We start from the raw sequence: 26,494 nt of genomic DNA on the forward strand, positions 1-26,494 counted from the left end.
CAAACATTCTGGTCTGTGACGAATCACCTGACTGGCCATCAAGCCGATGGATGATGGCATGATAATGGCCGATTTAACATTGGGCATTCTAATCAACAACAGTTTTACCCTGATTAACCCAAAAGCCACTGCGTCGAAGAAGTCCTGTAACGCTATGAAAACATAGAACCTCAAACAAGGCAGCGTCAACACGCCCCGCAAAAGTCACATACATTGAATATATCCGTTAGCCGGATTTAAAGTAAAAGGCGCAGTTTTTCGACAGAAGCGGTTGACGTAAGGCCGCCATAAGGGCATCTTCCGCGCGAATTCCGTTAATATGAAAAAAGTGTTTTCATCGCCCGACCGCGAAACCCCCAGGAACCGCATCAAATGACGACGCAAACAGAACACAACCGCATGGCGAATGCCATCCGCTTCCTTTCGGCCGACGCAGTCGAAAAAGCCAATTCCGGACATCCGGGCATGCCGATGGGCATGGCAGACGTCGCGACTGTTCTTTACAGCAAATTCTTGAAATTCGATCCGAAGCACCCGAACTGGCCGGACCGCGACCGTTTCATCCTGTCCGCAGGTCACGGTTCGATGCTTCTTTATTCGCTTCTGCACCTGACCGGTTACGAAGACTTCGATCTTGATCAGATCAAGAATTTCCGTCAGATGGGCTTCCGCACCGCGGGTCACCCGGAATACGGTCACGGCGAAGGTATTGAAACCACCACCGGTCCGCTGGGTCAGGGTATTGCAACGTCTGTTGGTTTCGCCCTTGGCGAACGCATCATGAATGCCCGTTACGGCAATGACGTTGTTGATCACTTTACCTATGTGATTGCTGGTGACGGTTGCCTGATGGAAGGCATCTCGCAGGAAGCCATTTCGATGGCTGGCCACATGAAACTGTCGAAACTGATCGTTCTGTTTGACGATAACGGCATTTCGATTGATGGTCCGACTTCGCTTTCGACGTCCGAAGATCACACCAAACGCTTTGAAGCCGCTGGTTGGGACGTTCAGGAAATTGACGGTCACGATCCGGTCGCGATTGAAGCCGCAATTGCCAAAGCAAAAACCACCAACACCCCGTCGATGATTGCATGCAAAACCGAGATCGGTTTTGGCGCACCGACCAAAGGTGGCACGTCTGCAACGCACGGCTCCCCGCTTGGTGCCGAAGAACTTGCCGGTGCCCGTAAAAAACTTGGCTGGACGTCCGAGCCGTTTGATATTCCCGCTGACGTTCAGGACGCGTGGAATGCGGTTGGCGCACGTGGTGCCGAAGACTTCAAAGCTTGGGGCGCACGGTTTGATGGTCTTGAAGCTGGTCTGAAAGACGAGTTCGAGCGCCGCGTTGAAGGCAAACTTCCGGAAAACTGGATTGAAGTTTTCAACGACTATAAAAAGCAGATCACTGCTGAACTGCCAAAAGTCGCAACCCGGAAATCTTCGCAGAACGTTCTTGAAGTTCTGACCAAAGCGATCCCGGAAATGATCGGTGGTTCTGCCGATCTGACCGGTTCGAACAACACCAAGACCGGCGTTCAGGCCCCCATCACCGCTGATGGCGGCTATGAAGGTGCATATATCTATTACGGTATCCGTGAACACGGCATGGCAGCAGCCATGAACGGTTTGGCCCTGCATGGCGGCGTTCTGCCATATGGCGGCACCTTCCTGGTCTTTACCGATTACTGCCGCCCTGCGATCCGTTTGTCTGCTTTGATGAACCAGCGCGTTGTTTACGTCATGACCCACGATTCGATCGGTCTTGGCGAAGATGGCCCGACCCACCAGCCGGTCGAACATGTCGCAGCCCTTCGCGCCATGCCGAACGTCACCGTGGTTCGCCCGGCCGATGCGGTTGAAACCGCCGAAGCATGGGCAATGGCAATCACCAATGAAAGCGGTCCGACCGTTCTGGCCCTTACCCGTCAGAATCTGCCGACCCTTCGTACCGAATACCGTGAAGACAACCTTGTCGCACGCGGCGGTTATGTGATTTCCGATTGTGACGGTGATCGTCAGGTCACCCTGATCGCGACAGGTTCCGAAGTCGAAATCGCTGTTGACGCGCAGGCCAAGCTGAAAGCTGATGGCATCAATGCTGCTGTCGTTTCGCTGCCAAGCTGGGAATTGTTTGACGCCCAGTCACCAGAATATCGCAAAGAAGTTCTGGGCAGTGTTCCGCGCGTTGCCATCGAAGCACTTTCGGTCTTCGGTTGGGAAAAATACGTTGGCGATAACGGCAAGGTTATCGGCATGCATGGTTTTGGTGCCTCGGCACCTGCCCCGGTTCTTTACGAGCATTTCGGCATCACTGCCCAGGCGCTGGTTAAAGCAGCCAAGGAACTGGTTTAATTTACAGGGCCGGATCGGTAACATGCCGATCCGGCCTTTTTTCTATGGGTTTGAACCCTAAGCCGTGATTGGTACTCCCCAGGTAGCAATCAGTATAATTTTGGAGGGATGAATGGCTATTCGCGTAGCGATTAATGGTTTTGGCCGTATCGGCCGTCTGGTTCTGCGTTCTATCGTTGAAAGCGGTCGTACCGACGTTGAAGTTGTTGCCATCAACGATTTGGGTGACGTCAACACCAACGCACATCTTCTCAAATATGATTCCGTTCATGGCGTTCTTGCTAATGACGTCAAGGCTGTCGGCGACGATCTGGTCATTGACGGCAAAGCGATCAAAGTTTGCTCCGAGCGTGACCCGGCGAACCTGCCGTGGGCAGCCCTGAATGTTGACATCGCATTTGAATGCACCGGGATCTTCCTTGACGAAGCGGGTGCAGGCAAACACCTGACCGCAGGTGCCAAACGCGTTCTGATTTCCGCCCCGGCAAAGGGCGATATCAAAACCGTTGTTTACGGTGTTAACAGCGACACGCTGAGCGCATCTGACGTGATCGTTTCAAACGCATCTTGCACCACGAACTGCCTTGCACCTGTTGCAGACGTTCTGAATAAGACCGTTGGCATCACCAAGGGCTTCATGACCACTGTTCACGCCTTTACCGGCGATCAGAACACCGTGGACAGCCTGCATAAAGACATGCGTCGTGCGCGTTCGGCATCGCTTTCGATGATCCCGACCTCGACCGGTGCGGCCAAGGCTGTTGGTCTTGTTCTGCCGGAACTGAATGGTAAACTTGACGGTACTTCGGTTCGTGTTCCGACCCCGAATGTCTCCATGATCGATCTGACCTTTGTTGCCGGTCGTGACACCACGGTTGATGAAATCAATGCTGCGATCAAAGAAGCTGCGAACGGCCCGCTTAAAGGCGTTCTTGGCGTTTGTGACGAGCCGCTGGTTTCGATTGATTTCAATCACAACCCGAACAGCTCGACCTTTGATGTCACCCAGACTCAGGTTATCGGCGGCAACTTCGTTCGTATCCTGTCTTGGTATGACAACGAATGGGGCTTCTCGAACCGTATGAGCGACACCGCCGTTGCCATGGCGAAGTTCCTCTAAGCTTCGGCTGATCCAAATCTTTGCGAAGTGCCCGAAGTATTCCTGCTTCGGGCACTTTTCTTTTCCGGACCAATCGGTCACTGTTTCATTCGACATTCCCAATCCAGACACACAGGAGCCCGGCCGTGAGCCTTTTGTTCAAGGAACTTGATTATCGGCCAACCCCGATGGGTGTTCTGAGCCTGCGCCGCCGGCGTGAGCTTAGCCTTGATATCGATGTTTACGAGATCAAGCTGGATGAAGAATATCTGATGTCGAGCCTGTTTACCGATGCCGAGATTGCCCTTGCCGATTTGGGACTGGCGGAACTTGAGCGTGAAAACCTTGATGTTGTTGTTGGCGGTTTGGGCCTTGGCTATACCGCCAAGGCGGCCCTTGATAATCCCAAGACCGGCAAACTGACGGTGCTTGATACCCTGCCAGAAGTCATTGAATGGCATCAGCAAGGGTTGCTTCCGCTTGGCGAACAACTTTCAAACGATCCGCGCTGTGCGCTTGTGCATGGGGATTTCTTTGGCGCGTCACTTTCCGGTGTACCGGGCATGAACCCTGATGCGCCGGACAAGAAACATGACGCGATCTTGCTCGATGTTGATCATTCACCGGGCAACGTTTTGCACGAAGATCACAAGCGCCTTTACACCAAGGATGGCCTTGCCAAACTGGCAAACCATCTTGTACCGGGCGGGATTTTTGCCCTGTGGTCGACCGAAATGCCCGAACCATGGTTTGAAGAAAATCTGGCAAGTGCGTTTGACACCATCCGGGCGGACGTTATTACCTTTAAGCATCCATTGATTGACCGCGAAGACATCAACACGGTTTATGTCGCGCGCACCCATTCTTAAAGCAGGCTTGGGCTTAGGCTTTGCCATGACAGACCTTTCCGATCAGATCATTCGCATTCATGGCATCAAAGGTGCCAGATCGGCCTGCCGTGTTATGGCAAAACGGCCCTTTATCCTGCTATCCCCTGAAAATGCCGCCCTGTCCCACGGCGCACAATGGTTTGGCGATCTGGTCAAACTGGTAAGGGCCGAATTCCCAACTGTGGCGTTTCGCACCATCCTTGATTGCCGTGGAAGATTATCTGGCGCATTGGCCGCCATCGAAAACGGGTTTGATGGCGTGATCATTGATCCGCTGCCCACCGACCACCAAGATCAGAAAGACCGTCTGTCCGACCTTGGCCGTCAATCCGGTTGCGTTATTTACGACGACCTTTCAGCCTTGGGTGAAATCTATGAGATGGCAGATCATATGCTGCCGGACACCGAATTGGATCGCCGCCTGCAAATCCACCTGGCAAGCTTGGACAAAGCATAGCTGCCGACCGTCATGATCCTCGGCAATTGCCAAATGCCGTGGCAAAGGGTACATAACGGACAGGAAATCATCAGGAATTATCATTGTGAACGCTGACGAACTTGCAGGTCTTTACCTTCTGACCCCGCCAAAAATCGAACTCGCTTCTTTCAGCGAACAGCTTAAGTCCGTTCTTGATACAGGTGCGGTCGACTGCCTGCAGTTGCGCCTTAAAGACGTCAGCGACGATGAAATCCGCAAGGCGATTGATGCCATCCTGCCGCTGTGCAGTGATCGCGATATTCCGCTTATCCTGAATGACCGCCCTGACATTGCCAAGAAATCCGGCTGCGACGGTGTGCACGTTGGCGAAGATGATGCCAGCTATGACGATGCCCGCGCCATCATGGGCGATGAACATATTGTCGGTGTATCGTGCTATGACAGCCGCCACCGGGCCATGATCCTTGGCGAAAAGGGTGCCGATTACGTCGCCTTTGGCGCGTTCTATCCAACCCAGACCAAAGAAGCCAAAACCAGCGTCACCCCGGAAATCCTGGAAATCTGGACGACATTCACAACGGTTCCTTGCGTTGCGATTGGCGGGATTACGGCCGAAAACCTTGCCCCGATTGTCTTGGCAGGTGCCGATTTCATCGCGGTTACCGGCAGTGTCTGGAATCACCCGGATGGTCCCGATGCAGGCGCGCGGGCGATCAAGGCGGCAATTGCCGCGACCGAAATCTGATCGATATCGGCTGGATCAATCGGCAAAACATTTGACCGCCCAGATATTTGCCCGAAGCCATGCGCGAATGACGGGGTGTTATGCGCGATACCCCTGATCAATCTGCTTGCAGCAAAACAGGCAAACTGGTACTTAACGCTCCTTAAATGGGGCAACTGCCCCTTATTGCATTGTGAATCTGTGATCTGAAAGAACGGTTGGTGCCATGAAAATCAACGGCAACGAAATCCGTCCGGGTAACCTTATCGAACATAAAGGTGCCCTGTGGCGTGCGGTAAAATGCCAGGCTGTCAAGCCGGGTAAAGGCGGTGCTTTTAATCAGGTTGAACTTAAAGACATTCGTAACGGCACCAAGCTGAACGAACGTTTCCGTGCATCGGAAACTGTCGAAAAGATTCGTCTTGAGCAGAAAGAATACACCTACCTGTTCGCCGATGGTGACATGATCACCTTCATGGACAGCGAAACGTACGAGCAGATCACAGTTAATGCCGAACTTGTTGGCGAGCCAGCTGTTTATCTTCAGGACAATATGGTTGTAACCATCGAATCCTTTGAAGATGAACCACTTGCCGTGACCCTGCCCGAGCATGTTGTCTTCCGCATTGTTGAAGCCGACGCTGTGGTTAAAGGTCAGACCCAGTCTTCTTCTTTCAAACCTGCTGTTCTTGAGAACGGTGTTCGTGTGATGGTGCCCCCGCATATTGAATCGGGTACGCGCATCGTCGTGAATACTGTTGAAGGCACCTATCTTGAGCGTGCCAAGGACTAAAGGCATTTCTGCCTTCAGGTTCTTGTTTTTTTAATTCAAACACCGGGAGATATGCCGTGCGAGGCGCCGCCCGTCGTTCTGCAAATATCAACGTCATGTACAAGGCTGTCGAAAAGGCAGCCTATGGACTGAAACGCGACTTCGGTGAAGTCGAAAACCTTCAGGTTTCGATGAAAGGCCCGGCAGATTTCGTATCTGCGGCGGATCATCGTGCCGAAAAACGCCTGCGTGAAGAGCTTGAGCGTGCCCGTCCAGGGTATGGCTTCCTTATGGAAGAAGGCGGCGAGATCAAGGGGACCGATCCGGAACATCGCTGGATCATTGACCCGCTTGATGGCACCACCAACTTCCTGCACGGCATTCCGCATTTTGCCATTTCCGTTGCCCTGCAAAAGGGTGACGAAATCATTGCTGGCATGATCTATGACGTTGCCAAGGATGAATGCTTCTGGGCAGAAAAAGGCGTTGGCGCGTTTCTTGATAACCGTCGCCTGCGTGTTTCGGGCCGTCGCCGTCTGAACGAATGTGTTCTGGCCTGTGGCGTTCCGCACCTTGCCCATGGTGATCATGCTGTTTTCGAAAAGCAGCTCCATTCGGTCATGGACCGTTGTGCAGGCGTTCGTCGTATGGGTGCAGCCGCACTTGATATGGCCTATGTCGCAGCGGGCCGTTATGACGGTTATTGGGAATCTCACCTGAATGCGTGGGACATTGCAGCCGGTCTTGTGATTGTTGCCGAAGCAGGCGGTTATGTCCGCGATGCCAAAGGTGGCACCAACATGCTTGGTACCGGCAGCGTCGTTGCAGCCAACGACTACATCCAGCCAGTACTTGCGAAAACGCTAAAGAAAGCAGTCACGGACTAACGTCCCGCTTTTGTTACCGTTTTTTGAAAGGGGCGCTTCGGAATTTACCGAAGCGCCCCTTTTGCTTTATCGGTCAAAGCGGTTGTCCATTATCTGTCTCTAAGCTATGGTGCATGGTACTGCGTTGCCCGAGAGTGGACACGCAGACTACAGGGGGGGCATTCGATAAATATGCGAGTGCCTAACGATCGACACAAAACTGTGTGAAATAGAAAAACGTTGTAAAAGCGATTTCAAACACAGGGTATTAAGGGGCCTGCGATTTGATGAAGGGGTATTCCAAGATTTCGGTGCTTGCGATGACAGCTGCACTGGGAACCACTGCGGTCTTTGGCAGTGATGCGTCTGCACAACAATACTCCCCCGTTTCAGTTGACAATAGCGTTCAGGTGAACTGGGACGTCGCAGACGGTGTCGGTGGACAACCGACTGTTCCGCAATATCTTTCTTCAAACGTTTCACGCGAACATATCGTGATGCCCGGCGGAGATTTGATCTTCCCCGAAACAAAGCCGCGATCAACTTTCCTTGCCAATGACCAATTCGCCGATGCAAATACATTTGGCGGATATGAGGGTGACTTTGAAACCGTTGTCATTGATGGGGCAAGTGGCGGCAGCGCCTTCCCGACCCAATCAGAATTTTATGGCGTGTCCGGTGCGCCAAGCGGTGGTTACGAAGCCGCAGTTGCAATGGATGATGGTGCGAACCAGACCATTGCCCTTCGTCAACCCGAACCGGCATCCGCACCCCGCAGCAAACCAGTGGCCCCTGCGGTCGCGGCCAGCACTGCAAGCACCAGCAGTTCGGCAAACGCGCCGACACCGCTGAGCAAACCAGAACCTGAGCCAGCACCCGCACCTGTGATGGCCGAAGCCGCGCCGGAACCGGTTGCAGCACCAGCCCCGGCAGCAGAAACGGCTGAAATGGTCGAGCCGCCGAAGGCACCGCCGCTGATGTCCGAAGAAAGCAAAGCGCCTGCGGCCCCTGCGGCACCGATCGTTGAACCGATTACCAATGCCAATGAAGTGGCACCTGCACCAACACCGGCACCCGATACAACACAATCCGCGCCATCAATGGCAGAAGCCGCACCGGAACCAAAGGCCGCACCGGCCCCGGAACCTGTTGCACCTGCTGCTGAAGAAGCCTCCATCCCGCCTGCGGCAACCGCACCGGAACCGATGCCTTCACTGGGGGCAGATGAATACAGCCTTGGTTTCGCAGCCGACAGCTTTGAGCTCAGCAATGCGGCAAAGAGCGAGCTTAATCAGGTCATTTCGGCCATGAACAAAGATGACAGTCTTCGCATTCAGCTTCAGGCCTATGCCCAAGGTGATGGTGCCAATGCGTCCAAGGCACGTCGTCTGTCCTTGTCGCGTGCGCTTCAGGTCCGTTCTTATCTGATCGATCAGGGTGTGCGTTCTACGCGCATTGATGTTCGTGCCTTGGGCGCGAATGTTCCGTCCGGCCCGGCAGATCGCGTCGATATCAAAACCGTTCAACGCTAGGATTTATCCGTCATGAGCAGTCATTCGGCAAATGGCGCAGGCACACACCTGCCTATTACCAAACCCGGAAGTTATCTGACACGGATGGCCGTGTTCGTCGTGATTATCTTTGGGGTTGGCGCCCTGCTGTTCCCGACCCTATCGGGCGCCTTTATGGCCAATGCTGTTCTAAACGGTTTGATCCTTGGCGTTTTTGTCGTCGGGGTTATTTACACCTTCCGCATGGCGGCAAGCCTGTCGCCGGAAGTCACCTGGATCGAAGATTTCCGCCGGTCGCGCCCTGGCCTGACATCACAGGTTCCGCCGAAACTTCTGGCCCCGATGGCCAGCATGATGGCCGAACAGCGCCGCGACCGTCCGCAGCTTTCGACCATGTCGACCCGAACCATCCTTGATTCAATTCGGTCGCGCCTTGATGAAAGCCGCGAATTGTCGCGCTATGTCGTTGGGCTTCTGGTGTTTCTTGGCCTGCTTGGTACGTTCTGGGGACTTTTGCAGACCGTGAATTCGGTCGCCGGTGTCATCAGCAACGTCAATGTCGGCAGCGGATCGAACATGGACCTTTGGTTCTCGGAACTTAAAACCGGTCTTGCCGAACCGCTTGGTGGCATGGGGACGGCGTTTTCATCCTCGCTGTTTGGTCTTGCCGGGTCGCTTGCCCTTGGTTTGCTTGATATGCAGGCCGGTCAGGCGCAAAACCGGTTCTTTAACGACCTTGAAGAATGGCTTTCAAGCTTTACCCGTCTGGGTTCAGGCAGTGCGGTTGGCGATGGAGAACAATCGGTTCCGGCCTATCTTTCGGCCCTGATTGAACAGATGGCCGATAATATGGAAGGGTTGCAAAACTCGATCCAGCGATCTGAAAGTTCACAGATTAAATCGCACAACACCCTGATTGATCTGGCCGATAAGCTGTCCACCCTGACCGATCAGATGAAGGCCGAACAACAATTGATGGTGAAACTGGCCGAAAACCAGATGCACCTTAAGCCGGTTCTTGATCAGCTGGCGGATTCCATGAAAATGGGCAGCTTCGGGATTGATGATAACACCCGTGCGCATATCCGTTCGCTTGATAACCAGCTTGGCCGTATTGGCGAAGAGCTTACCAGCGGACGCCAGCAATCCACACAGGAAATCAGAAGCGAAATCAAACTTCTAGCCCGTACCATCGCCGCCATCGCCGAGGAGGGCTGATCGCATGATCGGGCTTTCGCGCCGTCGCAATCGCGATGTAAATACATGGCCGGGCTTTGTTGATGCGCTGGCAACGCTTTTGATGGTGATCATCTTTCTTCTGATGATCTTTGTCATTGCACAGGTCTATCTGGGTGCGGCGCTTTCGGGCCGTGACGAGGCCTTAAGTGATTTAACCGCACAGGTAAATGAACTGACCAGCCTTCTGTCACTGGAACGCGGGAACAATCAGCGGATGGAACTGGAACTGACCCAGTTAACCACCGAGCTTTCCAATACCAGTGATCAGCGCGATGACCTTAAAGCGCGTGCAGCCGCCCTTGCGACCCAGCTTGCCGATGCGCAATTGTCTGCCGACGATATCGAGAAAAAGCTTCTTGCTGCCCTTGCCTCCCTTGAAAACAAGGAAGCCGAGCTTTCCGAACTGCGCGATAACAGCGAAGACAAAATTGCCGATCAGGACACCCGCATTGCGGAGCTATCTGCCCTTTTGGCATCGCGTGCGGCAGAATTGGAAGATCAGAAAAACCTGAGTGCTGAAGCACAGGCACAGGTCGCAGCACTTAATCAGCAGATGCTTGCCTTGCGTCAGCAGCTTGCCCGTATTGAGGCCGCGCTTGAAACGTCTGAGCGTGAAAACGAAGATCAGGCTGCCCAGATCGTCAATCTTGGCAACCGCCTGAATGCCGCCCTTGCCACCAAGGTTGCCGAATTGCAGCGCTATCGTTCGGAATTCTTTGGTCGCCTGCGCGAAGTTCTTGGTGATCGTCAGGATATCCGGGTTGTCGGGGATCGCTTTGTTTTCCAGTCCGAAGTTCTGTTTGGATCGGGCTCAGCCGATCTTGGCGAAGGTGGTCAGGAACAGTTGGCCAAGCTTGGCGATACGCTCAAAACCATTTCGGCTGAAATCCCAGATGATATTGATTGGGTAATGCGGGTCGACGGGCATACCGACAAGGTGCCAATCCGCAACCTGAAATTCGCGTCAAACTGGGAACTTTCAGCCGCGCGCGCGATTTCGGTGGTTAAATTCCTGATCGACCGCGGCGTTCCGCCAAATCGTCTGGTTGCCGCAGGGTTTGGTGAATACCAACCGCTTGATAACCGCGACGATGAAATCGCTTATCGCCGCAACCGGCGTATCGAATTCAAGATCACGGAACGTTGATCTGAAATAGGTCCTTTGCGAAAAACAGCCTCCGAATTCGGGGGCTGTTTTTACATCCGCCTGCACTATTTAAGGTAGAAATTCATAGCTACAGGAAACATAATCACTTTGTGAAAACAAAGAACCGAACAAGGTGGGACATGTTTATCAAAGCATTATCAACAATTGGACTGACTTTGTCGCTTGCTGGATGCGTCACCGGTCAGGGCACGACTGATGCCGGTGGTCGTTCGATCAGCCTCGAAAGCCGGGGAAGCTTTCAACCCCAAGAAAGCCGTTTCAACACGTTTACATTTCTCAAACCATCGCGTGAATATGTAACGGAATCAGAAGAACGCGATAACGGGCAAGGCTGGAATGAAGATGTAAAATGGGAAGATGAGCGATATTTCTTCGCCATCCAGTATATCAACACAGCTTGGTTTTCGACGCGTACCGAGGCCCGTATGCTTGAGGTCGAACAGTTTAAACGGCTTGCCAACGCCTACCAAATTGCAGATTTGAACTTTGTCCAAGTTGATCAGGTTTCCCCGCGTGTCAAAGGCTGGATCGCATCGAACGGGAAATGTTCAGCCGGGCTTTTTGCCAAACGTTTCAAAGGCCTGTCACCTTATGATAATGATCGCGGCGCGTCCGATGCGGTTGTCAGCTTTGCCGGATGTAGTCAATTTGCCGCCTCGGTCGAAGAAATCATGCAGGGCATTGATTTGATGACGGATGAGGAAGAAGCAAAACTTGCAGTCACATACGCCGAAATTGGCACGCTGAACGAACCCGCATCCGCCCGCACAGGCATAACAGAAGAACTTAGCGTCTTAACAGGAAGCTGGGATGGCGTTTCCGAAAGCCTGTCTGGCGACGTTCGGAAAAAGGGTGCTGCACAGATCGAATTTTCATTCACGATCCCGGAAACCAAAGCCGATTGTGTCGGGACTGCTGTGACATCAAGCATGTCCGATCTTGCCGGAACGTGGAAGCTTAGTTGCGACGATGGATCAAGTGCCGATGGCATCTGGACCAACCGCGAAACACAACCCTTCATCGCAAGCGGATCAGATAGCAAAAAACGTCCTGTGTCATTCAAACTTCAATCCTGATCTTTGCGTCCCCAAACCAGAGTTTGGCGAATGCTATGCCCCGCAGGCAATCACCTGCGGGGCTTTGATTTTTTCTGGTGAGAACAAAGACTTCCGGGTAGGGTCGAAAATATCGCCACCCAGATCATTTTCGCAAAATCTCGATACGCCGGAGCCCCCATGCTGCGTGATATTTCGCCCCAAAGTATTTTCATGGGCCTGTTGGCAGGCTTTGTCGGGTCTGCCAGTTCGTTTGCCGTTGTGTTGCAGGGCCTAACTGCGGTTGGTGCAACGCCCGAACAGGCAGCATCGGGCCTGATGGCCTTATCCATCGCCATGGGCCTATGCGCCATTGTCCTGTCGCTTAAAACCCGCATGCCGATCAGCATTGCATGGTCGACCCCCGGTGCCGCATTGCTTGCAACCTCGGGTGCGGTTGAGGGCGGCTTTGGCGTTGCGGTCGGGGCCTTTATCATCTGTGCTGTTTTGATCATTATCAGTGGCGTTTGGCGCCCTTTGGGGCGCGCGGTTGCGGGCATCCCTGCCCCGCTTGCAAATGCGATGTTGGCAGGTGTGTTGCTGGGCCTGTGTCTGGCCCCGGTCAAGGCGGTTGCCTTTGATCCGATGCTTGGCCTGCCGATTGCCATAGCCTGGCTTGTGGTCGGGCGGCTTAACCGTTTGCTTGCCGTTCCCGCCGCGTTGCTGGCCTTTATTGCCGTAATGATCTTTGGCGTCGACTTCCCGGAAAATGCGCTGGCGGATTTAGGCGGTTCGATTGCACCGCCTGTCGAATTTGTCATGCCGCACTTCACACTGGCCGGATTGGTCGGTATTGCCTTGCCATTGTTCATCGTCACCATGGCATCGCAAAACATTCCGGGCACAGCCGTCTTGCGGGCCAATGATTATAACACGCCCCCCGGACCGCTTTTCACCGTTACAGGTATCTTTTCGTTGTTATCCGCGCCGTTTGGCGGCCATGCGGTGAACCTTGCGGCCATTACCGCCGCCCTTTGCGCAGGAAAAGATGCCCATCCTGATCCGGCTAGGCGGTATTGGGCAGCGGTTGCTGGCGGGGTTTTCTATATCGTGTTCGGATTACTGGCGGGGCTTGTCACCGCCTTTGTCAGCCTTGCGCCGGGCATTTTGATTGAAGCAGTCGCCGGTCTTGCCCTGATCGGGGCCTTTGCCGGATCAGCCGTTGCCGCATTCAAGGATGAAGACGCCCGCGAAGCGGCAGCTGTGACCTTTATCGTCACCGCTGCTGGCCTGACTTTTTATGGAGTTTCAGGGGCCTTTTGGGGATTGCTGGCAGGTGGATTGATTTATCTGCTTACCCATCTTCGAAACCGATAGGCATTAGAACAAAGAAGCCCGACACATGATGCGCCGGGCTTCTTGTTTGCTGATAGCTGATAGCCAATAGTCGTTAGCCGTTTTGCGCCGTTTTATCGGGCTCTGGCGTTTTTGGCTTAAGGATCGACACCGTTGGTTCCTTTGCAAGTGCTGTTATGGCCTCGTACTGCGACAAGAAAACCTTCCCTGTCAGTTCTTCAAGGAAATGTGCACATTTCAATCGGTCCATCACCGGGCCTTTGACCTCGGAAAGGTGAAGGACGATCCCCATTTCATCTAGTCGATGGTTGATTGCCTCAAGTGATTCCAGCGCACTCAGATCAATCTCATTGATGGCCGAACACATCAGAATGACGTGTTTAAGCTTTTTGTCGCCAACCACCCGATCAAGCAGGAAGTCCTCAAGAAAACGGGCATTTGCGAAATACAGGCTTTCATCAATTCTGATGGTCAGGACGCTCGGATCTGTAACGACCTTATGACGGTTGATATTGCGAAAATGCTGCGTGTCAGGCACGAGGCCGACTTCGGCTATATGCGGGCGTGATGTTCTGTATAAGAACAGCCCAATCGACAATACCACACCTGACGTCACACCAATTTCCACCCCAAACCCAAGGGTTAAAAGAACCGTTGCCGAGACCGCAACAAAGTCCGCTTTTGAATAACGCCAGCTGGTTTTCAGGATGCTGAAATCAACCAGGGATAACACGGCAACAATAATGGTCGCGGCAAGCGTTGCCTTTGGCAGGAAATAGACAAGCGGGGTCAGCGCCACGGCGGCAATCGCCAAACCAACGGCGGTAAAGGCACCTGCGGCCGGGGTTTGTGCCCCGGCATCAAAATTGACGACCGAGCGGGCAAAACCACCGGTAACCGGATAGCCCCCCGTAAAGGCCGCCCCGATATTGGCCGCACCTAGACCAATCAGTTCCTGATCCGGGTTGATGCGTTGACGACGCTTGGCGGCAAGGGTTTGCGCAACCGAAATCGATTCAACAAATCCAATGACCGAAATCAGGATCGCGGGCACCAGAAGGTCCGCCATCAAGGTTGGTGAAAAGTCCGGGATGGTGAGTGGCGGCAGGCTTTGGGGAACACTGCCAACGATTTTAACCCCCTTGTCGGCCAGTCCGAGATACCAAGTGGCCGCCGTGGTCGCAAACACCGCAAAGACCGGCCCGGCCTTGGTGATGACATCGGCAGAACGTGCGCCAAGACCAAGCTTGCGCAAGGCGGGTTTAAGCCCCTTGCGCACCCAGAACAAGAACCCGGTGGCACAAGCGCCAATGATCAGGGTCGTTTGGTTGGTTTCAGGCAAATGGGCAATCAGGGAGGTGACAATCTCCCACAGGTTATGACCGCTGGCATCCACACCCAGAATATGTTTGAGCTGACTTGCCGCGATAATCATCCCAGACGCAGTGATAAAACCGGCAATTACCGGATGGGACAGGAAGTTGGCTAAAAACCCCAGCTTGAACACCCCCATCGCCAGCAATATCGCACCGGATAGGGCCGCAAGGGTCAGCGCGGCAAGCGCATAGCCCACGGTTCCAGTTTCTGCCAGATTGCCAATGGCAGCCGCCGTCATCAGCGACACCACCGCAACCGGCCCGACCGCAAGCGCACGACTGGTCCCGAAAATCGCATAAAGAATGATCGGCGCAATGGAGGCATATAGACCCGCTTCTGGCGGCAATCCCGCCAACAGCGCATAGGCAAGCGATTGCGGGATAAGCATGATCGTTACAATCACCGCTGCAATCATGTCATTGCCTAAGGCCGTCTTGTCATAGTCCCGACCCCAATCAAAGATCGGGATATACTTCCTGAGAAAATTGTGGCGCATATTGATCTCTTCGATCTGAGTTGGCCAAAGGCAGTGATCCCGCCTTTGGCTAAACCTGTTTAGCTGCTTGTGACTTTCTCGGGTTTGGCCAGCCATTCCTTGCCGCGCAGCATGGCTTTCCAATAGACCGGTGGCAGAACTTTTTCCTTAAGCAACCAGGCCAGACGCGATGGCTGAGTTCCATCGATCAGCCATTTCGGGAAGGAAGGCTGCAATGTGCCCCCATAACCAAATTCCGCCAGCACGATCCGGCCACGCTCCACCGTCAGCGGGCAGGACCCGTATCCGTCATACTGGGCAACGGGGGATTTACCATCGATATCGGCCGCCACGTTTTCGGCAACAACCGGTGCCTGTTTCCGTGCAGCGGCCGCTGTTTTGGCATTGGGTGCATTCATCACATCGCCAAGCGACCAGACATTAGTAAATGACTTGTGACGCAAAGTTGCCTGATCGACATCGACCCAACCAGCCGCATCGGCCAGCGGCGAAACGCGGATAAAGTCGGGTGCCATCTGCGGCGGGCAGACATGGATCATGTCAAAGGACTTTTCGATGCGTTCAACCTTCTCGTCTGGTTTGGTCACTTCAAACCAAGCCTTTTTTGCCGCACCATCAATCGCCACCAGATTGTGGAAGAAATTGAGCTTTGCATCATACTTCTTCACATAGCGCTCAAGGGCCGGCACATAGTCCTTCACTCCAAACAACACGCCACCGGCATTGCAAAAATCAATGTCGATCTTATCGATCACCCCGTTGCGAGACCAGTGATCCCCCGACAGATACATCGCCTTTTGCGGCGCACCGGCGCATTTGATCGGCATGGGGGGCTGGGTAAAGATCGCTTTGCCTTCACGCATGGAAGACACCAGATCCCACGTGTAGGGTGCTAAATCATAACGATAGTTTGATGTCACCCCGTTCCGGCCAAGCGTTTCCACCAGACCATCAATCCGGTTCCAGTCGAGTTTAAGCCCCGGACAAACGATCAGGCGTCCATATTTGACCACCCGGCATCCATCCAGAATGACCGCGTCATCCATTGGCTCAAACGCCGCGACGGCCGCCTTGATCCAATGAACACCTTTGGGGATCAGTGACCCCATGGTCTGTGCAGTTGAACTTGCGTCAAAGACGCCGCCGCCAACCATGGTCCAGCCCGGCTGATAATAATGAATATCAGCCGGATCAATGACCGCAATCTCAAGCCCGGAACGACGCGCAAGTAAGCTTGATGCCACGGAAATGCCCGCGGCACCGCCGCCAATGATGACGATGTCGAATTTTGCATCGCCCTGATCGGTTGGCGTCCTGCCACCATTAACGATCCGGCGAATAACGCCGCCCATGTCATAGCCCGCAGCCTTGGTCGCGCGTAGAATTTCACTTGTACCAAGCAGTTCAGCCTGACTAAGCGACCAAAGGGTGGTTGAACGGGTTCCCGTGCGGCAATAGGCAAAGACCGGCTTGGGCAATTCATCAAACAGGCACCCGAAATCCTTGGCATCGTCATCACTGACCTTGCCCGACACAATCGGCTGGTAGCGGACTTCAAGCCCAGCTTCCTTGGCCGCTGAAGAGATTTCTTCAAAGGTCGGTTGGTCGGCACCTTCGCCGTCCGGCCGGTTGCAGACAATGGCGCGGAAACCAAGTTTGGCGATTTCCTTGACATCAGCCGGATTAATCTGCGTGCTAACGGAAAAACCGCTGCTGATTTTTTTCGTTTCCATAAGTTTTCCTCCCTTTTGTGCCATCAAATGCCGTTTACCGGAACTTTGAGCATTTTCTTACCGCTGGAGTCCGTCGGCACTTGGCCTGCGCGCATATTAACCTGGAGGGACGGAATGATCAGACGTGGCATATCAAGTTGCGCATCACGATCGTTCCGGTATGCGATGAACTGTTCGCGGGTTTTGCCTTCGCCAACGTGGATATTGTGCTTTTTCTCGTCACCAACCGTGGTTTCCCATTGGATATCACGCCCATTCGGGCCGTAGTCGTGGCACATGAACAGACGCATATCGTTCGGCAGGGCCAAAAGTTTCTGGATACTGTCATAAAGGGTTCCGGCATCCCCGCCCGGGAAATCGGCACGTGCGGACCCGCCATCGGGCATAAACAGGGTATCGCCAACAAAGGCGGCATTGCCCATGACATGAACCATGCAGGCAGGGGTATGGCCCGGGGTGTAAATAGCAAAGCAGGTCATGGCGCCAACCTGATAGGTGTCCCCATCTTCGAACAGGCGATCAAACTGGCTGCCATCGCGCTGGAATTCGGTGCCTTCGTTGAACACCTTGCCAAACGTGTCCTGAACAACGGTTATTTGGCTGCCTATTCCAAGCTTGCCACCGAGCCTTTCCTGAATATAGGGCGCTGCGGATAAATGATCGGCATGTACGTGTGTCTCAATGATCCATTCGAGTTTCAGGTCATTTTTCGTGATGAACTCGATAACCCGATCCGCATGATCAAAGGTGATACGCCCTGCCGCGTAATCAATATCCATGACGGAATCGACAACCGCGCAGGCATTGCTTTCGGGGTCCTTGACCACATAACTGATAGTGTTGGTATCTGGATCAAAGAAGGCCGTGACTTCGGGCTTCACAGACATGTTTACCGGGTATTCAAACATTGAGATCCTCCTAAACAGCGTGGTCCGGAACGCCTTATTTCTGGCACGCAGCGGACAGGTTCACGATGCCCCGCAGCCGGTAATTTCACAGGCTGGAAACATCTGACTATGCTTTTCATTCTAGGAGTTCGTGAATTGAGTTCAGTGACCTTGTCACCAAACATCATAATATTAATATTTAATGATACTAAAATTCCAGAAACGTCTGATACGAGGGTATAATCCCGCTCTGTCTTCAGCTTTGAGCGAGCTTGGCGATCGGGTCGGGGTTGATCAAGCGGATGGTGCCACGGGACTGTTCAATCCACCCACGACGCTGAAATTCCGAAAGTTGCCGAGAAATAACTTCACGTGCCGTTCCGAGTTCAACCGACAACTTCTGATGGGTGGAGGATATTGTGTCTTTTCCATCTGCAAGCTCAATCAGTTTATGCGCCAGACGGATGTCCATCCTTTGGAATGCAATTTCTTCGATGACGAAAAACAGATCGGTAATCCGTTTGGAATAGGCCGTGAAGACAAACTGGCGGAATTCGACGGAATCCGAAACCAGCTTGTCAAACACCATGCGCGGAATAGCGACGGCCCGTGTCTCGGTTTCAGCAATCCCCTCGGCGGAATAATCTTCATAGGCCAGTAAACAGGCTGTCGTCAAAACGCAGCTTTCGCCCGCATGAACGCGATACAAAACAATCTCGCGCCCGGCGTCAGATGTTTGCTGGACCCGAACTGTCCCGTCCAGCAATAACAAAAGACTTTCTGGCGATTTTCCCGGCCCGAAGATCACGGTGTTGGCAGGCACCGTGACGATCTTGCTTTCCTCAAGGAGATAGGATCGGATGCCGTCGGGCAAACGCGACAGTCCCGCAAACTGATCAATCCAGCTCAAACCCCGATCCCCTTATTTTGCAACCCGTTGCCCATGTGGACAGCCTTAGACCAAAATATTACATGTCATTTGATGTAAAATAATACAGCCCAAAGTGCAACTGTACTTTGGGTTACGTTCTAACAGGTTATCTGTATGGTGGTGGCATCGGGTCGTAAAAAGGCAGCATCAATATACTGCCCTGATGCCTGATGATCTGCTGCATGCAAATTTCGGTTATTCAACCTTCATTGGCGGAATGTGTAAATTTCCCTGATCATCAAGTTGCCAGAACGGGTTAAAGGCAACTTCCCACGCATGGCCATCCGGATCGCGGAAATAGCCGGAATATCCGCCCCAGAGAACCTTCTCGGGAGGTTTTTGAATTTTGGCCCCGGCATTTTCAGCCTCAGCCATGACAGCATCGACTTCGGCTTCGTCCCGCGCATTGAACGCCACTGTCAAACCGGCAAAGGTGGCACCCGTGTCATCGTCAAACTGTCCGTCTTTGACAAGATCGGCGCGACCAAACAGGCCCAAGGCCAGCCCATTGGATAATTGATAGAAAACAACCTGCCCTTCGACCATTTCGGTCATTTTCCAGCCAAGGCCATCTTCATAGAAACGACGCGACCGATCCAAGTCGGCCACACCCAACGTAATCAGCGAAACACGTTGTTCCATGCTATGCTCCTGTTCCAAAGTTAGGGTCTTACGCACCCAAAACCCGATCAACGGTATCACGGTGTTTTATCCATCCCAACAGAGACTCGATCATTCGCGAAATATCGCATCGCAATACGGGCGCAATTATATTGCGCGTAAATCGGTACCAGAATAAGTAAATATTAAGTTGACCTAACGTCAACCGATACAATCAGGCGTTTTGCACTGTGCGATGCGAGTTCGTTTTGAAAAAAGGTCAGTATTCATTACCATTCTGGAAGCTCGTTGGTGTCGTGGTCCCGCAAATCACCCACCAACATAATACAGGTCATACCGAAACACTGCCCCCGCACCCATATCTATAAAAGCAGTGTATGAGGCCAAAACTGACCCGCATATCAGAGAGATCCGAGGGAGACCGGTCATGGCACAATTGGCGGCAATTCGTCTGGACGACAAATACACCCTTGAAAAAGGTCGGGTTTACCTGACAGGCATTCAAGCGCTTGTACGCCTGCCGCTTATGCAGCGCCAGCTTGATGCGCGCGCAGGGCTTAATACCGCCGGGTGTATTTCAGGGTATCGCGGGTCGCCGCTAGGTGGATTGGATCAGCAGCTTTGGCGGGCCAAGAAATTCCTGACCAAACAGCAGATCGAATTCCAGCCCGGTGTAAACGAAGACCTTGCTGCCACGGTTGTTTGGGGCAGTCAGCAGGTCAATATGTACCCCGATGCCAAATATGACGGCGTCTTTGGGATGTGGTATGGCAAAGGTCCGGGCGTTGACCGGTCCGGCGATGTTTTCAAACATGCCAATCATGCGGGCACCTCACAACATGGTGGGGTTCTGGTTCTGGCAGGCGACGACCATTCCTGCAAATCATCCACCCTGCCCCACCAAACCGAATATGCCTTCATCGATGCGCAAATCCCGGTTCTGAACCCGTCTGGTGTTCAGGATATTCTGGATTTCGGTATTCATGGCTGGGCCATGAGCCGCTATTCGGGTTGCTGGGTCGCGATGAAAACCATTGCCGAGACGGTGGAAAGTTCAGCCGCCGCCGATGTCGCACCGGATCGTATCATCCCGATCATTCCCGATGATTTCGACATGCCCGAAGGCGGCCTTCATATCCGCTGGCCCGATACGCCCAAGGAACAAGAACATCGCCTGATGAAATATAAGCTTTATGCCGCACTGGCATATGCGCGGGCGAACAAGCTCAACAAAACCGTGATCGACAGCCCGAATGCGCGACTTGGCATTATCACCACCGGCAAGGCCTATCTTGACGTCATGCAGGCCTTTGACGATCTGGGCATTTCCGAACAAGACGCGGCAAAAATCGGTATCCGTGTTCTGAAAGTCGGCATGAGCTGGCCACTTAACCGTGATGACGTGCGCGAATTCGCCATGGGGCTAGAAGAAATCATCGTCGTCGAAGAAAAACGCGCGGTGATGGAAAATCAGGTCAAAGAACAGCTTTATAACTGGCGCGAAGATGTCCGGCCGACCGTGATTGGCAAGTTCGATGAAAAAGGCGAGTGGATTTTACCCTCGATGGACGAACTGACCCCGGCCCGCATTGCAGTTGTTCTGGCCGAACGGATTAAACGTTTCTTTGACAGTCCCGCCATTCACGAACGCCTTGACTGGTTGGCCGAAAAAGAAAAAGAAATCGCCGAACCGCGCCCCGATGTTGCGCGCATTCCATGGTTCTGCCCCGGTTGCCCGCATAACAGCTCCACCAAGGTCCCCGATGGCAGCCGTGCGATGGCCGGTATCGGATGCCATTACATGGTCAACTGGATGGACCGTTCGACCGAAACCTTTACCCATATGGGCGGCGAAGGCGCAACCTGGATCGGTCAGGCACCCTTCACCAATGAAAAGCATGTTTTCCAGAATTTGGGCGATGGTACCTATTACCATTCAGGGTCTTTGGCCGTGCGTGCCGCCGTAGCATCGGGTGTGAACATCACCTATAAAATCCTGTTTAACGATGCGGTCGCCATGACCGGTGGACAGCCGGTTGACGGGCCATTGACCGTGCCGCAAATCACGCGTCAGATGTTTGACGAAGGTGCCAAACGCATCATTGTTCTTTCCGATGAACCGGACAAATATCCGATGGGGGCCGATTTCGCACCGGGTGTCGATATCCGTCACCGCGATGAGCTTGAGAACACCCAAAAAGAACTACGTGAGATCGAAGGTGTGACAATTCTGGTCTTCGATCAGACCTGTGCTGCGGAAAAACGCCGTCGTCGTAAACGCAAATTGATGGTTGATCCACCCAAACGGGTTTTCATTAATGATCTGGTTTGTGAAGGTTGTGGCGACTGTGGTGAAAAATCCAATTGCCTTGCCGTGGTTCCGGTTGAAACCGAATTCGGCCGCAAACGGGCGATTGATCAATCGGCCTGTAACAAGGACTTTTCATGCCTAAACGGTTTCTGCCCAAGCTTTGTTACCATTGAAGGCGGCGAATTGCGCAAACCCGAACCTGCTGCCAAAGGCGACAATACGGGCGATGCCATCTTTGCCAGCCTGCCGCGTCCGGCCTTGCCCGACATTGACGAACCATGGTCGATCCTGATCACGGGCGTTGGCGGCACGGGTGTAGTTACCATCGGTGCCTTGCTTGGCATGGCCGCCCATATTGAAGGCAAAGGCATTGTCGGGCTTGATATGGCCGGTCTTGCGCAAAAAGGCGGGGCTGTTGTCAGCCATATCCGCTTTGCCAATGACCAGAACAAGCTGCATGCGGCACGCATTCCGGCCGGCGAAGCCAATGTGGTTCTGGGCTGTGATCTTTTGGTTGCGGCAAGCTATGAAGGCCTTGCCAAAATGCGCCGCAACTTTACCCAAGCGGTGATCAATACCCATGAAACCGTAACCGGTGCCTTCACCAGCAATCCTGATTTTCAGCTTAAAACCAACGAGCATATGAAAATCATCGCCGATACCTGCGGTGCTGATGCGGTGAACTTCGTTGAAGGCAGCGATATCGCAACCCGATTGATGGGCAATTCGATTGCGACCAACCTGTTTATGCTTGGCGTTGCCTGGCAGCGCGGTTTGATCCCGATCAGCGAAGAAGCATTGATGCAGGCGATTGACCTTAACGGTGTTGCTGTTGATATGAACAAGGAGTCCTTCTATTGGGGCCGTCTTTATGCCCATGAGCCAAAGCGCGTTTTGGATGTTGTTGGCCCGAATGAAACCGAAGCCCATCCGATTGCAACCGAGCTTGCTGACATTGTTGCCAAGCGTCGTGCCTTCCTGACCGATTATCAAAACGCTGCTTATGCGGACCGGTTCAGTGCATTGGTCGATAAAGTTGCGGTCGCCGAACAGCGCCTTGATGAGGGTGATGAGCTTACCCGGACAGTTGCGAAATACTATTTCAAACTGCTTGCCTATAAGGACGAGTATGAAGTTGCCCGTCTTTATACCGATCCGGCATTTTTGAACAAAGTCGCCAAAAACTTTGCCGGTGATTACAAAATCAACTTCCATCTGGCACCACCGGCGATTGCCGATAAAGACCCGGAAAGCGGACAACTTAAGAAATCATCCTTTGGTCCGTGGATGATGAATGCTTTCCGCGTTCTGGCGAAAATGAAGTTCCTGCGTGGAACTGCCCTTGATCCGTTTGGTCGTACCCATGAACGTAAAATGGAACGCCAACTGATTGCCGATTACGAAAAGCTTGTCACTGAAGTCATCGATGGTTTGACCCACAACAATATCCGTATTGCCACGGCCTTGCTTGCCTTACCCGAACAAATTCGCGGGTATGGCCATGTCAAAGACGGCAATATCGCCAAGGTCAAAAAGCGTGAGGTGGAGCTTGTCGAACAATTCCGTAACCCGCCAGAACACCTCAAGGCTGCGGAGTAATAGCAATCAAACCCATTAAAGGCCCCGGAAAATCTTCGGGGCCCTTTTCGTATCTAGACCTTAAACACGGTTTCGCCGCCGCCATTTTGCCCCCGTGATGTCGAGGCCTTCGCAGATGGAAGTTAATTTCCTCATTTGCGCAAATTTTCGCACTAAAAAATTTACCTTCAAATTCAATCCCATTATGCTGCGCGCACAGAATTTTGGGGGAATAAGTTCATGATGCGCAGCGTCCTTGCAGCATTAAAGCCATTGGGAAAATCACAGATATTTTGGTGCGTAATCGGCGCAATTATCTGTTTGGTTTGGATGGGAACGCTGAGAGACACGAAACACCCGGACTACGCAGATGCGAGTCAATATATTGGGATTGCCGTCAATCTTGCAAAATTCGGTACTGTTAATGAAAGTATAAACGCCACAGCAGAAACCATTAAACCAGCTATCGGTCGTGAGCCAGGCTATCCGGTCCTCTTGTCCTTCGTCCTCAGGGTAAATGGCAGCATAGACAAAATCACGCCAGACTGCCTTTACAAAGACGGTTGTGGGACAGAACCCTACACCCTCGCCAAATGGACCAACCGGATTCTCATAGTAGGAGCAGGGTTCGCGATGTTCTTTGCCGTTCGCGGCATTACCGGAAGTCCATTTGCTGCAATCATGGGCGGCATGCATATTTGGTTGAACCATCAGGCACATAAGAATCACGATTATGTAATTTCCGATCCGCTTGCATTGTTCCTTGCCAGTTTGCTGGTTTTTGCAATCGTATGGGCCTGGAAACAAAGAAACCCGCTCACTTGGGTGTTCCCCGGGTTAACATTCGTCTGGTTGGCCTTCACAAAAGCGATCTATATCTATTTTCTCCCCATTGCCGTCTTGGTCGGCTTTATGTTCGTGCTCATGAGCAAAAACAACTGGCGCGCTTCTGTGGCAAAGCTTGCTGTCTTCACAATCGTTGCAGCAACCCCAATCGCTTTGTGGATGGACAGAAACAATGACATCACAGGCAGCTATCAATTCACCGATAGTCGCGGCGGTATTGCCTTAAGTACCCGTGTTGTCTTCAACGATATGGATCTTACGGACTATCTTGCCGCATTCACATACTGGACGCGCGGTGCTGGTGATGGCTGGGCAGAAAAACTGTTCCCCGCTGACGTTGTCAAACCATTCGGCTGGTACGAAGAGGATGGTTACTATCTTCGAGGGCAACTGGGCTTTGGCAAGCGGGTAACTCAACTTATCAATTCTGAGGGCTTGTCATACACTGAAGCCAATGACCGTGCTGAACAAGAATTAAAAGATGCTATCCTTTCGCGCCCCATCAAACATCTCGCAACCACTCTGCCGCTGATTTACCGTGGCATTTGGATTGACGAGTTTGCCGCAGTCACCTTCCCCGCATTTATTGTGTTATTGGCTGTTGCGCTGCGCAGACGGAATGGACTTTTAATAGCAGTCCTGCTGCCATCTTTGTTCTCTTTATTGTTCTATGCAGCATTTAGTCTGAACGTTGCGCGTTATCAGATGACTGCACTACCCGGCTTTGCTATCGCGTTTGCCTTTTTAGCCATGTGGGCTCGAACCCAAATACAAAACTGGCGTGACCGCAAAAATCTGCCGATGGGAGAAGGAAACTAGAATGTCCAAAGGCACCCGAACCACATCGGCCTCAATTTATGAAAACGCGCGAATTGCAGTCCTTCTGCCATGTTATAATGAGGGGAAAGCAATCACGCATGTGATTGAGTCTTTTCGCAACGTCATCCCGACTGCCCAGATCATTGTCATCGACAATGCATCAAAGGATGACACGGCGGAAAAGGCAAAGAATGCTGGTGCGACGGTGATTAGAGAAACGCTTCCGGGCAAAGGCAATGCCGTCCGACGCGGTTTCTCCGAGGTAGAAGCCGATATCTATGTCATGGCCGATGGTGATGGAACTTATGACGCCACCGCACTACCAGAACTGATCAAGCGCCTGATCTTAGACCGTCTGGATATGGTCGTTGGCACTAGGGCGGAGAAAGAAGAAGCCGCCTATCGCAGTGGTCACCGCATGGGCAACCGACTGTTCAACACAGTCTTTGCCAAACTTTTTGGCGCACGCTTCACGGATATTTTTTCAGGGTATCGCGTTTTCTCCCGGCGATTTGTCAAAACTTTTCCTGCGATTTCCACCGGGTTTGAAATTGAGACAGAAATTTCCGTACACGCGATCATGTTGCGTGCACCAGTTGCTGAAATACCAACATCCTATGGGGCGCGTCATGAAGGAACCGAAAGCAAGCTTCGCACTTATCGTGATGGCGCCCGTATCCTGAGCCGTATTTTGCTATTTACAGCAACACATAAACCTTTCGTCTTCTATGGCTTGATTGCAGCCTTCCTTGCCGTTCTGTCGGTTGTGCTCGGACTGCCACTGGTCTTTGAATATATTGAAACCGGCTTGGTTGAGCGCCTGCCAACAGCAGTTCTAACTGTTGGTGTTATGCTATCTGCCGTTCTGAGTTTTGTAACCGGCGCGATCCTGTCCAATACCGGTATCGGTCAGTGGGAAGTCAAAAGGCTCGCATACCTTCTGCATTCTGATCCCCTTGAAGTACTGCGCGCAGAGATCACGAAAGAGGCTGATAAATGATCAACCGCGCCCTGATGCAAAAAGGCGCAAAGTTTGTCGTCGTTGGAACACTCGGTTTTTTGACCGATGCAGGGTTGCTGTGGCTAACAACCCATAAGGCTGGCCTTGATCCCTATAGCGGGCGGCTGGTGTCTTTCTCCGTGGCCTTGCTGGTGACATGGGTGCTTAACAGCACCTTCACCTTTAAAAACAGGGAAAAGCGTGGAAAACGACAACTAGGCTCTTATGTTACGGTTCAGGTTAGTTCATTTGGATTGAACTACGCCATCTATAGCGCTTTGGTCTGGCTTAATTGGGCTGCACCATTGATAGCCTTGCTCATAGCAGCCCTCATTTCTATGTTCTACAGCTTTACCACGATGAATATGTGGGTCTTTAAAGACGCAAAAAAGTAATCAGGGCCCCAAAATGGAGCCCTGATTACTTAACATCGCAACAGTTG

Annotated in this window: 21 protein-coding genes; 16 read left to right on the top strand and 5 right to left on the bottom strand. The window is 52.7% G+C overall.

All coding sequences use genetic code 11. The annotated features are described in order from the left end of the window. The first annotated feature begins 372 nt into the window (after positions 1-372). The 12 genes from tkt (at position 373) to RIC05_RS19430 (ending at position 13,474) form a co-directional block, all read left to right on the top strand. Positions 373-2,355: a transketolase gene (tkt, locus tag RIC05_RS19375; RefSeq protein WP_350047059.1), complete on the top strand. Its 1,983-nt coding sequence runs from the start codon at positions 373-375 to the stop codon at positions 2,353-2,355. Positions 2,356-2,467: 112 nt separating this feature from the next. Then, positions 2,468-3,475 (top strand): type I glyceraldehyde-3-phosphate dehydrogenase, encoded by a 1,008-nt coding sequence (gene gap / locus RIC05_RS19380; RefSeq protein ID WP_350047060.1) that lies wholly within the window; start codon positions 2,468-2,470, stop codon positions 3,473-3,475. A gap of 125 nt (positions 3,476-3,600) precedes the next feature. Further along, complete coding sequence (locus tag RIC05_RS19385; protein ID WP_350047061.1) at positions 3,601-4,323, top strand: polyamine aminopropyltransferase; 723 nt, start codon at positions 3,601-3,603, stop codon at positions 4,321-4,323. A gap of 25 nt (positions 4,324-4,348) precedes the next feature. Then, positions 4,349-4,801, top strand: a complete 453-nt coding sequence (locus RIC05_RS19390) for a hypothetical protein (protein ID WP_350047062.1) — start codon at positions 4,349-4,351, stop codon at positions 4,799-4,801. Positions 4,802-4,886: 85 nt separating this feature from the next. After that, positions 4,887-5,528 (top strand): thiamine phosphate synthase, encoded by a 642-nt coding sequence (gene thiE / locus RIC05_RS19395; RefSeq protein WP_350047063.1) that lies wholly within the window; start codon positions 4,887-4,889, stop codon positions 5,526-5,528. A gap of 205 nt (positions 5,529-5,733) precedes the next feature. Further along, a complete protein-coding gene (gene efp / locus RIC05_RS19400) occupies positions 5,734-6,300 on the top strand; it encodes an elongation factor P (RefSeq protein ID WP_350043832.1) in 567 nt (188 codons plus the stop codon). A 56-nt stretch (positions 6,301-6,356) separates the two neighbouring features. Next, complete coding sequence (locus RIC05_RS19405) at positions 6,357-7,166, top strand: inositol monophosphatase family protein (RefSeq protein ID WP_350043833.1); 810 nt, start codon at positions 6,357-6,359, stop codon at positions 7,164-7,166. A gap of 266 nt (positions 7,167-7,432) precedes the next feature. Continuing rightward, positions 7,433-8,677 carry an OmpA family protein gene (locus RIC05_RS19410; RefSeq protein ID WP_350047064.1) on the top strand — a complete coding sequence of 415 codons (1,245 nt, stop codon included), beginning with the start codon at positions 7,433-7,435 and terminating at the stop codon, positions 8,675-8,677. A 12-nt stretch (positions 8,678-8,689) separates the two neighbouring features. Continuing rightward, a complete protein-coding gene (locus RIC05_RS19415; protein ID WP_350047065.1) occupies positions 8,690-9,874 on the top strand; it encodes a flagellar motor protein MotA in 1,185 nt (394 codons plus the stop codon). A 4-nt stretch (positions 9,875-9,878) separates the two neighbouring features. Continuing rightward, positions 9,879-11,042: a peptidoglycan -binding protein gene (locus tag RIC05_RS19420; RefSeq protein ID WP_350043836.1), complete on the top strand. Its 1,164-nt coding sequence runs from the start codon at positions 9,879-9,881 to the stop codon at positions 11,040-11,042. 140 nt (positions 11,043-11,182) lie between these two features. Further along, entirely contained in the window at positions 11,183-12,139 is a 957-nt protein-coding gene (locus RIC05_RS19425) for a hypothetical protein (RefSeq protein WP_350047066.1), read from the top strand. Positions 12,140-12,298: 159 nt separating this feature from the next. Then, positions 12,299-13,474: a benzoate/H(+) symporter BenE family transporter gene (locus RIC05_RS19430; RefSeq protein ID WP_350047067.1), complete on the top strand. Its 1,176-nt coding sequence runs from the start codon at positions 12,299-12,301 to the stop codon at positions 13,472-13,474. Between the two features lie 73 nt (positions 13,475-13,547). Here RIC05_RS19430 and RIC05_RS19435 read toward each other — a convergent pair whose 3' ends face one another. From RIC05_RS19435 to RIC05_RS19455, 5 genes are all read right to left on the bottom strand, one after another. After that, positions 13,548-15,326, bottom strand: coding sequence for a SulP family inorganic anion transporter (locus RIC05_RS19435; RefSeq protein ID WP_350047068.1), 1,779 nt, complete (start codon positions 15,324-15,326; stop codon positions 13,548-13,550). Between the two features lie 59 nt (positions 15,327-15,385). Further along, positions 15,386-17,059: a bifunctional protein tyrosine phosphatase family protein/NAD(P)/FAD-dependent oxidoreductase gene (locus RIC05_RS19440; RefSeq protein WP_350047069.1), complete on the bottom strand. Its 1,674-nt coding sequence runs from the start codon at positions 17,057-17,059 to the stop codon at positions 15,386-15,388. Positions 17,060-17,082: 23 nt separating this feature from the next. Then, positions 17,083-17,967, bottom strand: coding sequence for an MBL fold metallo-hydrolase (locus RIC05_RS19445; protein WP_350047070.1), 885 nt, complete (start codon positions 17,965-17,967; stop codon positions 17,083-17,085). A 235-nt stretch (positions 17,968-18,202) separates the two neighbouring features. After that, positions 18,203-18,856, bottom strand: a complete 654-nt coding sequence (locus RIC05_RS19450; RefSeq protein WP_350047071.1) for a Crp/Fnr family transcriptional regulator — start codon at positions 18,854-18,856, stop codon at positions 18,203-18,205. Positions 18,857-19,072: 216 nt separating this feature from the next. Continuing rightward, entirely contained in the window at positions 19,073-19,519 is a 447-nt protein-coding gene (locus RIC05_RS19455) for a VOC family protein (protein WP_350047072.1), read from the bottom strand. Between the two features lie 406 nt (positions 19,520-19,925). Between RIC05_RS19455 and RIC05_RS19460 the strand changes: the two genes are divergently transcribed. From RIC05_RS19460 to RIC05_RS19475, 4 genes are all read left to right on the top strand, one after another. Continuing rightward, positions 19,926-23,408, top strand: coding sequence for an indolepyruvate ferredoxin oxidoreductase family protein (locus RIC05_RS19460; protein ID WP_350047073.1), 3,483 nt, complete (start codon positions 19,926-19,928; stop codon positions 23,406-23,408). Between the two features lie 219 nt (positions 23,409-23,627). Further along, positions 23,628-25,052, top strand: a complete 1,425-nt coding sequence (locus RIC05_RS19465; RefSeq protein WP_350047074.1) for a hypothetical protein — start codon at positions 23,628-23,630, stop codon at positions 25,050-25,052. A gap of 1 nt (position 25,053) precedes the next feature. Then, complete coding sequence (locus tag RIC05_RS19470; protein ID WP_350047075.1) at positions 25,054-26,052, top strand: glycosyltransferase; 999 nt, start codon at positions 25,054-25,056, stop codon at positions 26,050-26,052. Beyond that, entirely contained in the window at positions 26,049-26,447 is a 399-nt protein-coding gene (locus RIC05_RS19475) for a GtrA family protein (protein ID WP_350047076.1), read from the top strand. Before RIC05_RS19470 ends, RIC05_RS19475 begins: the two co-directional genes overlap by 4 nt. The last annotated feature ends 47 nt before the right edge of the window (positions 26,448-26,494 follow it).

Origin of the sequence: Thalassospira sp., from assembly GCF_040218635.1 — a bacterium.
Taxonomy (GTDB): Bacteria; Pseudomonadota; Alphaproteobacteria; order Rhodospirillales; family Thalassospiraceae; genus Thalassospira.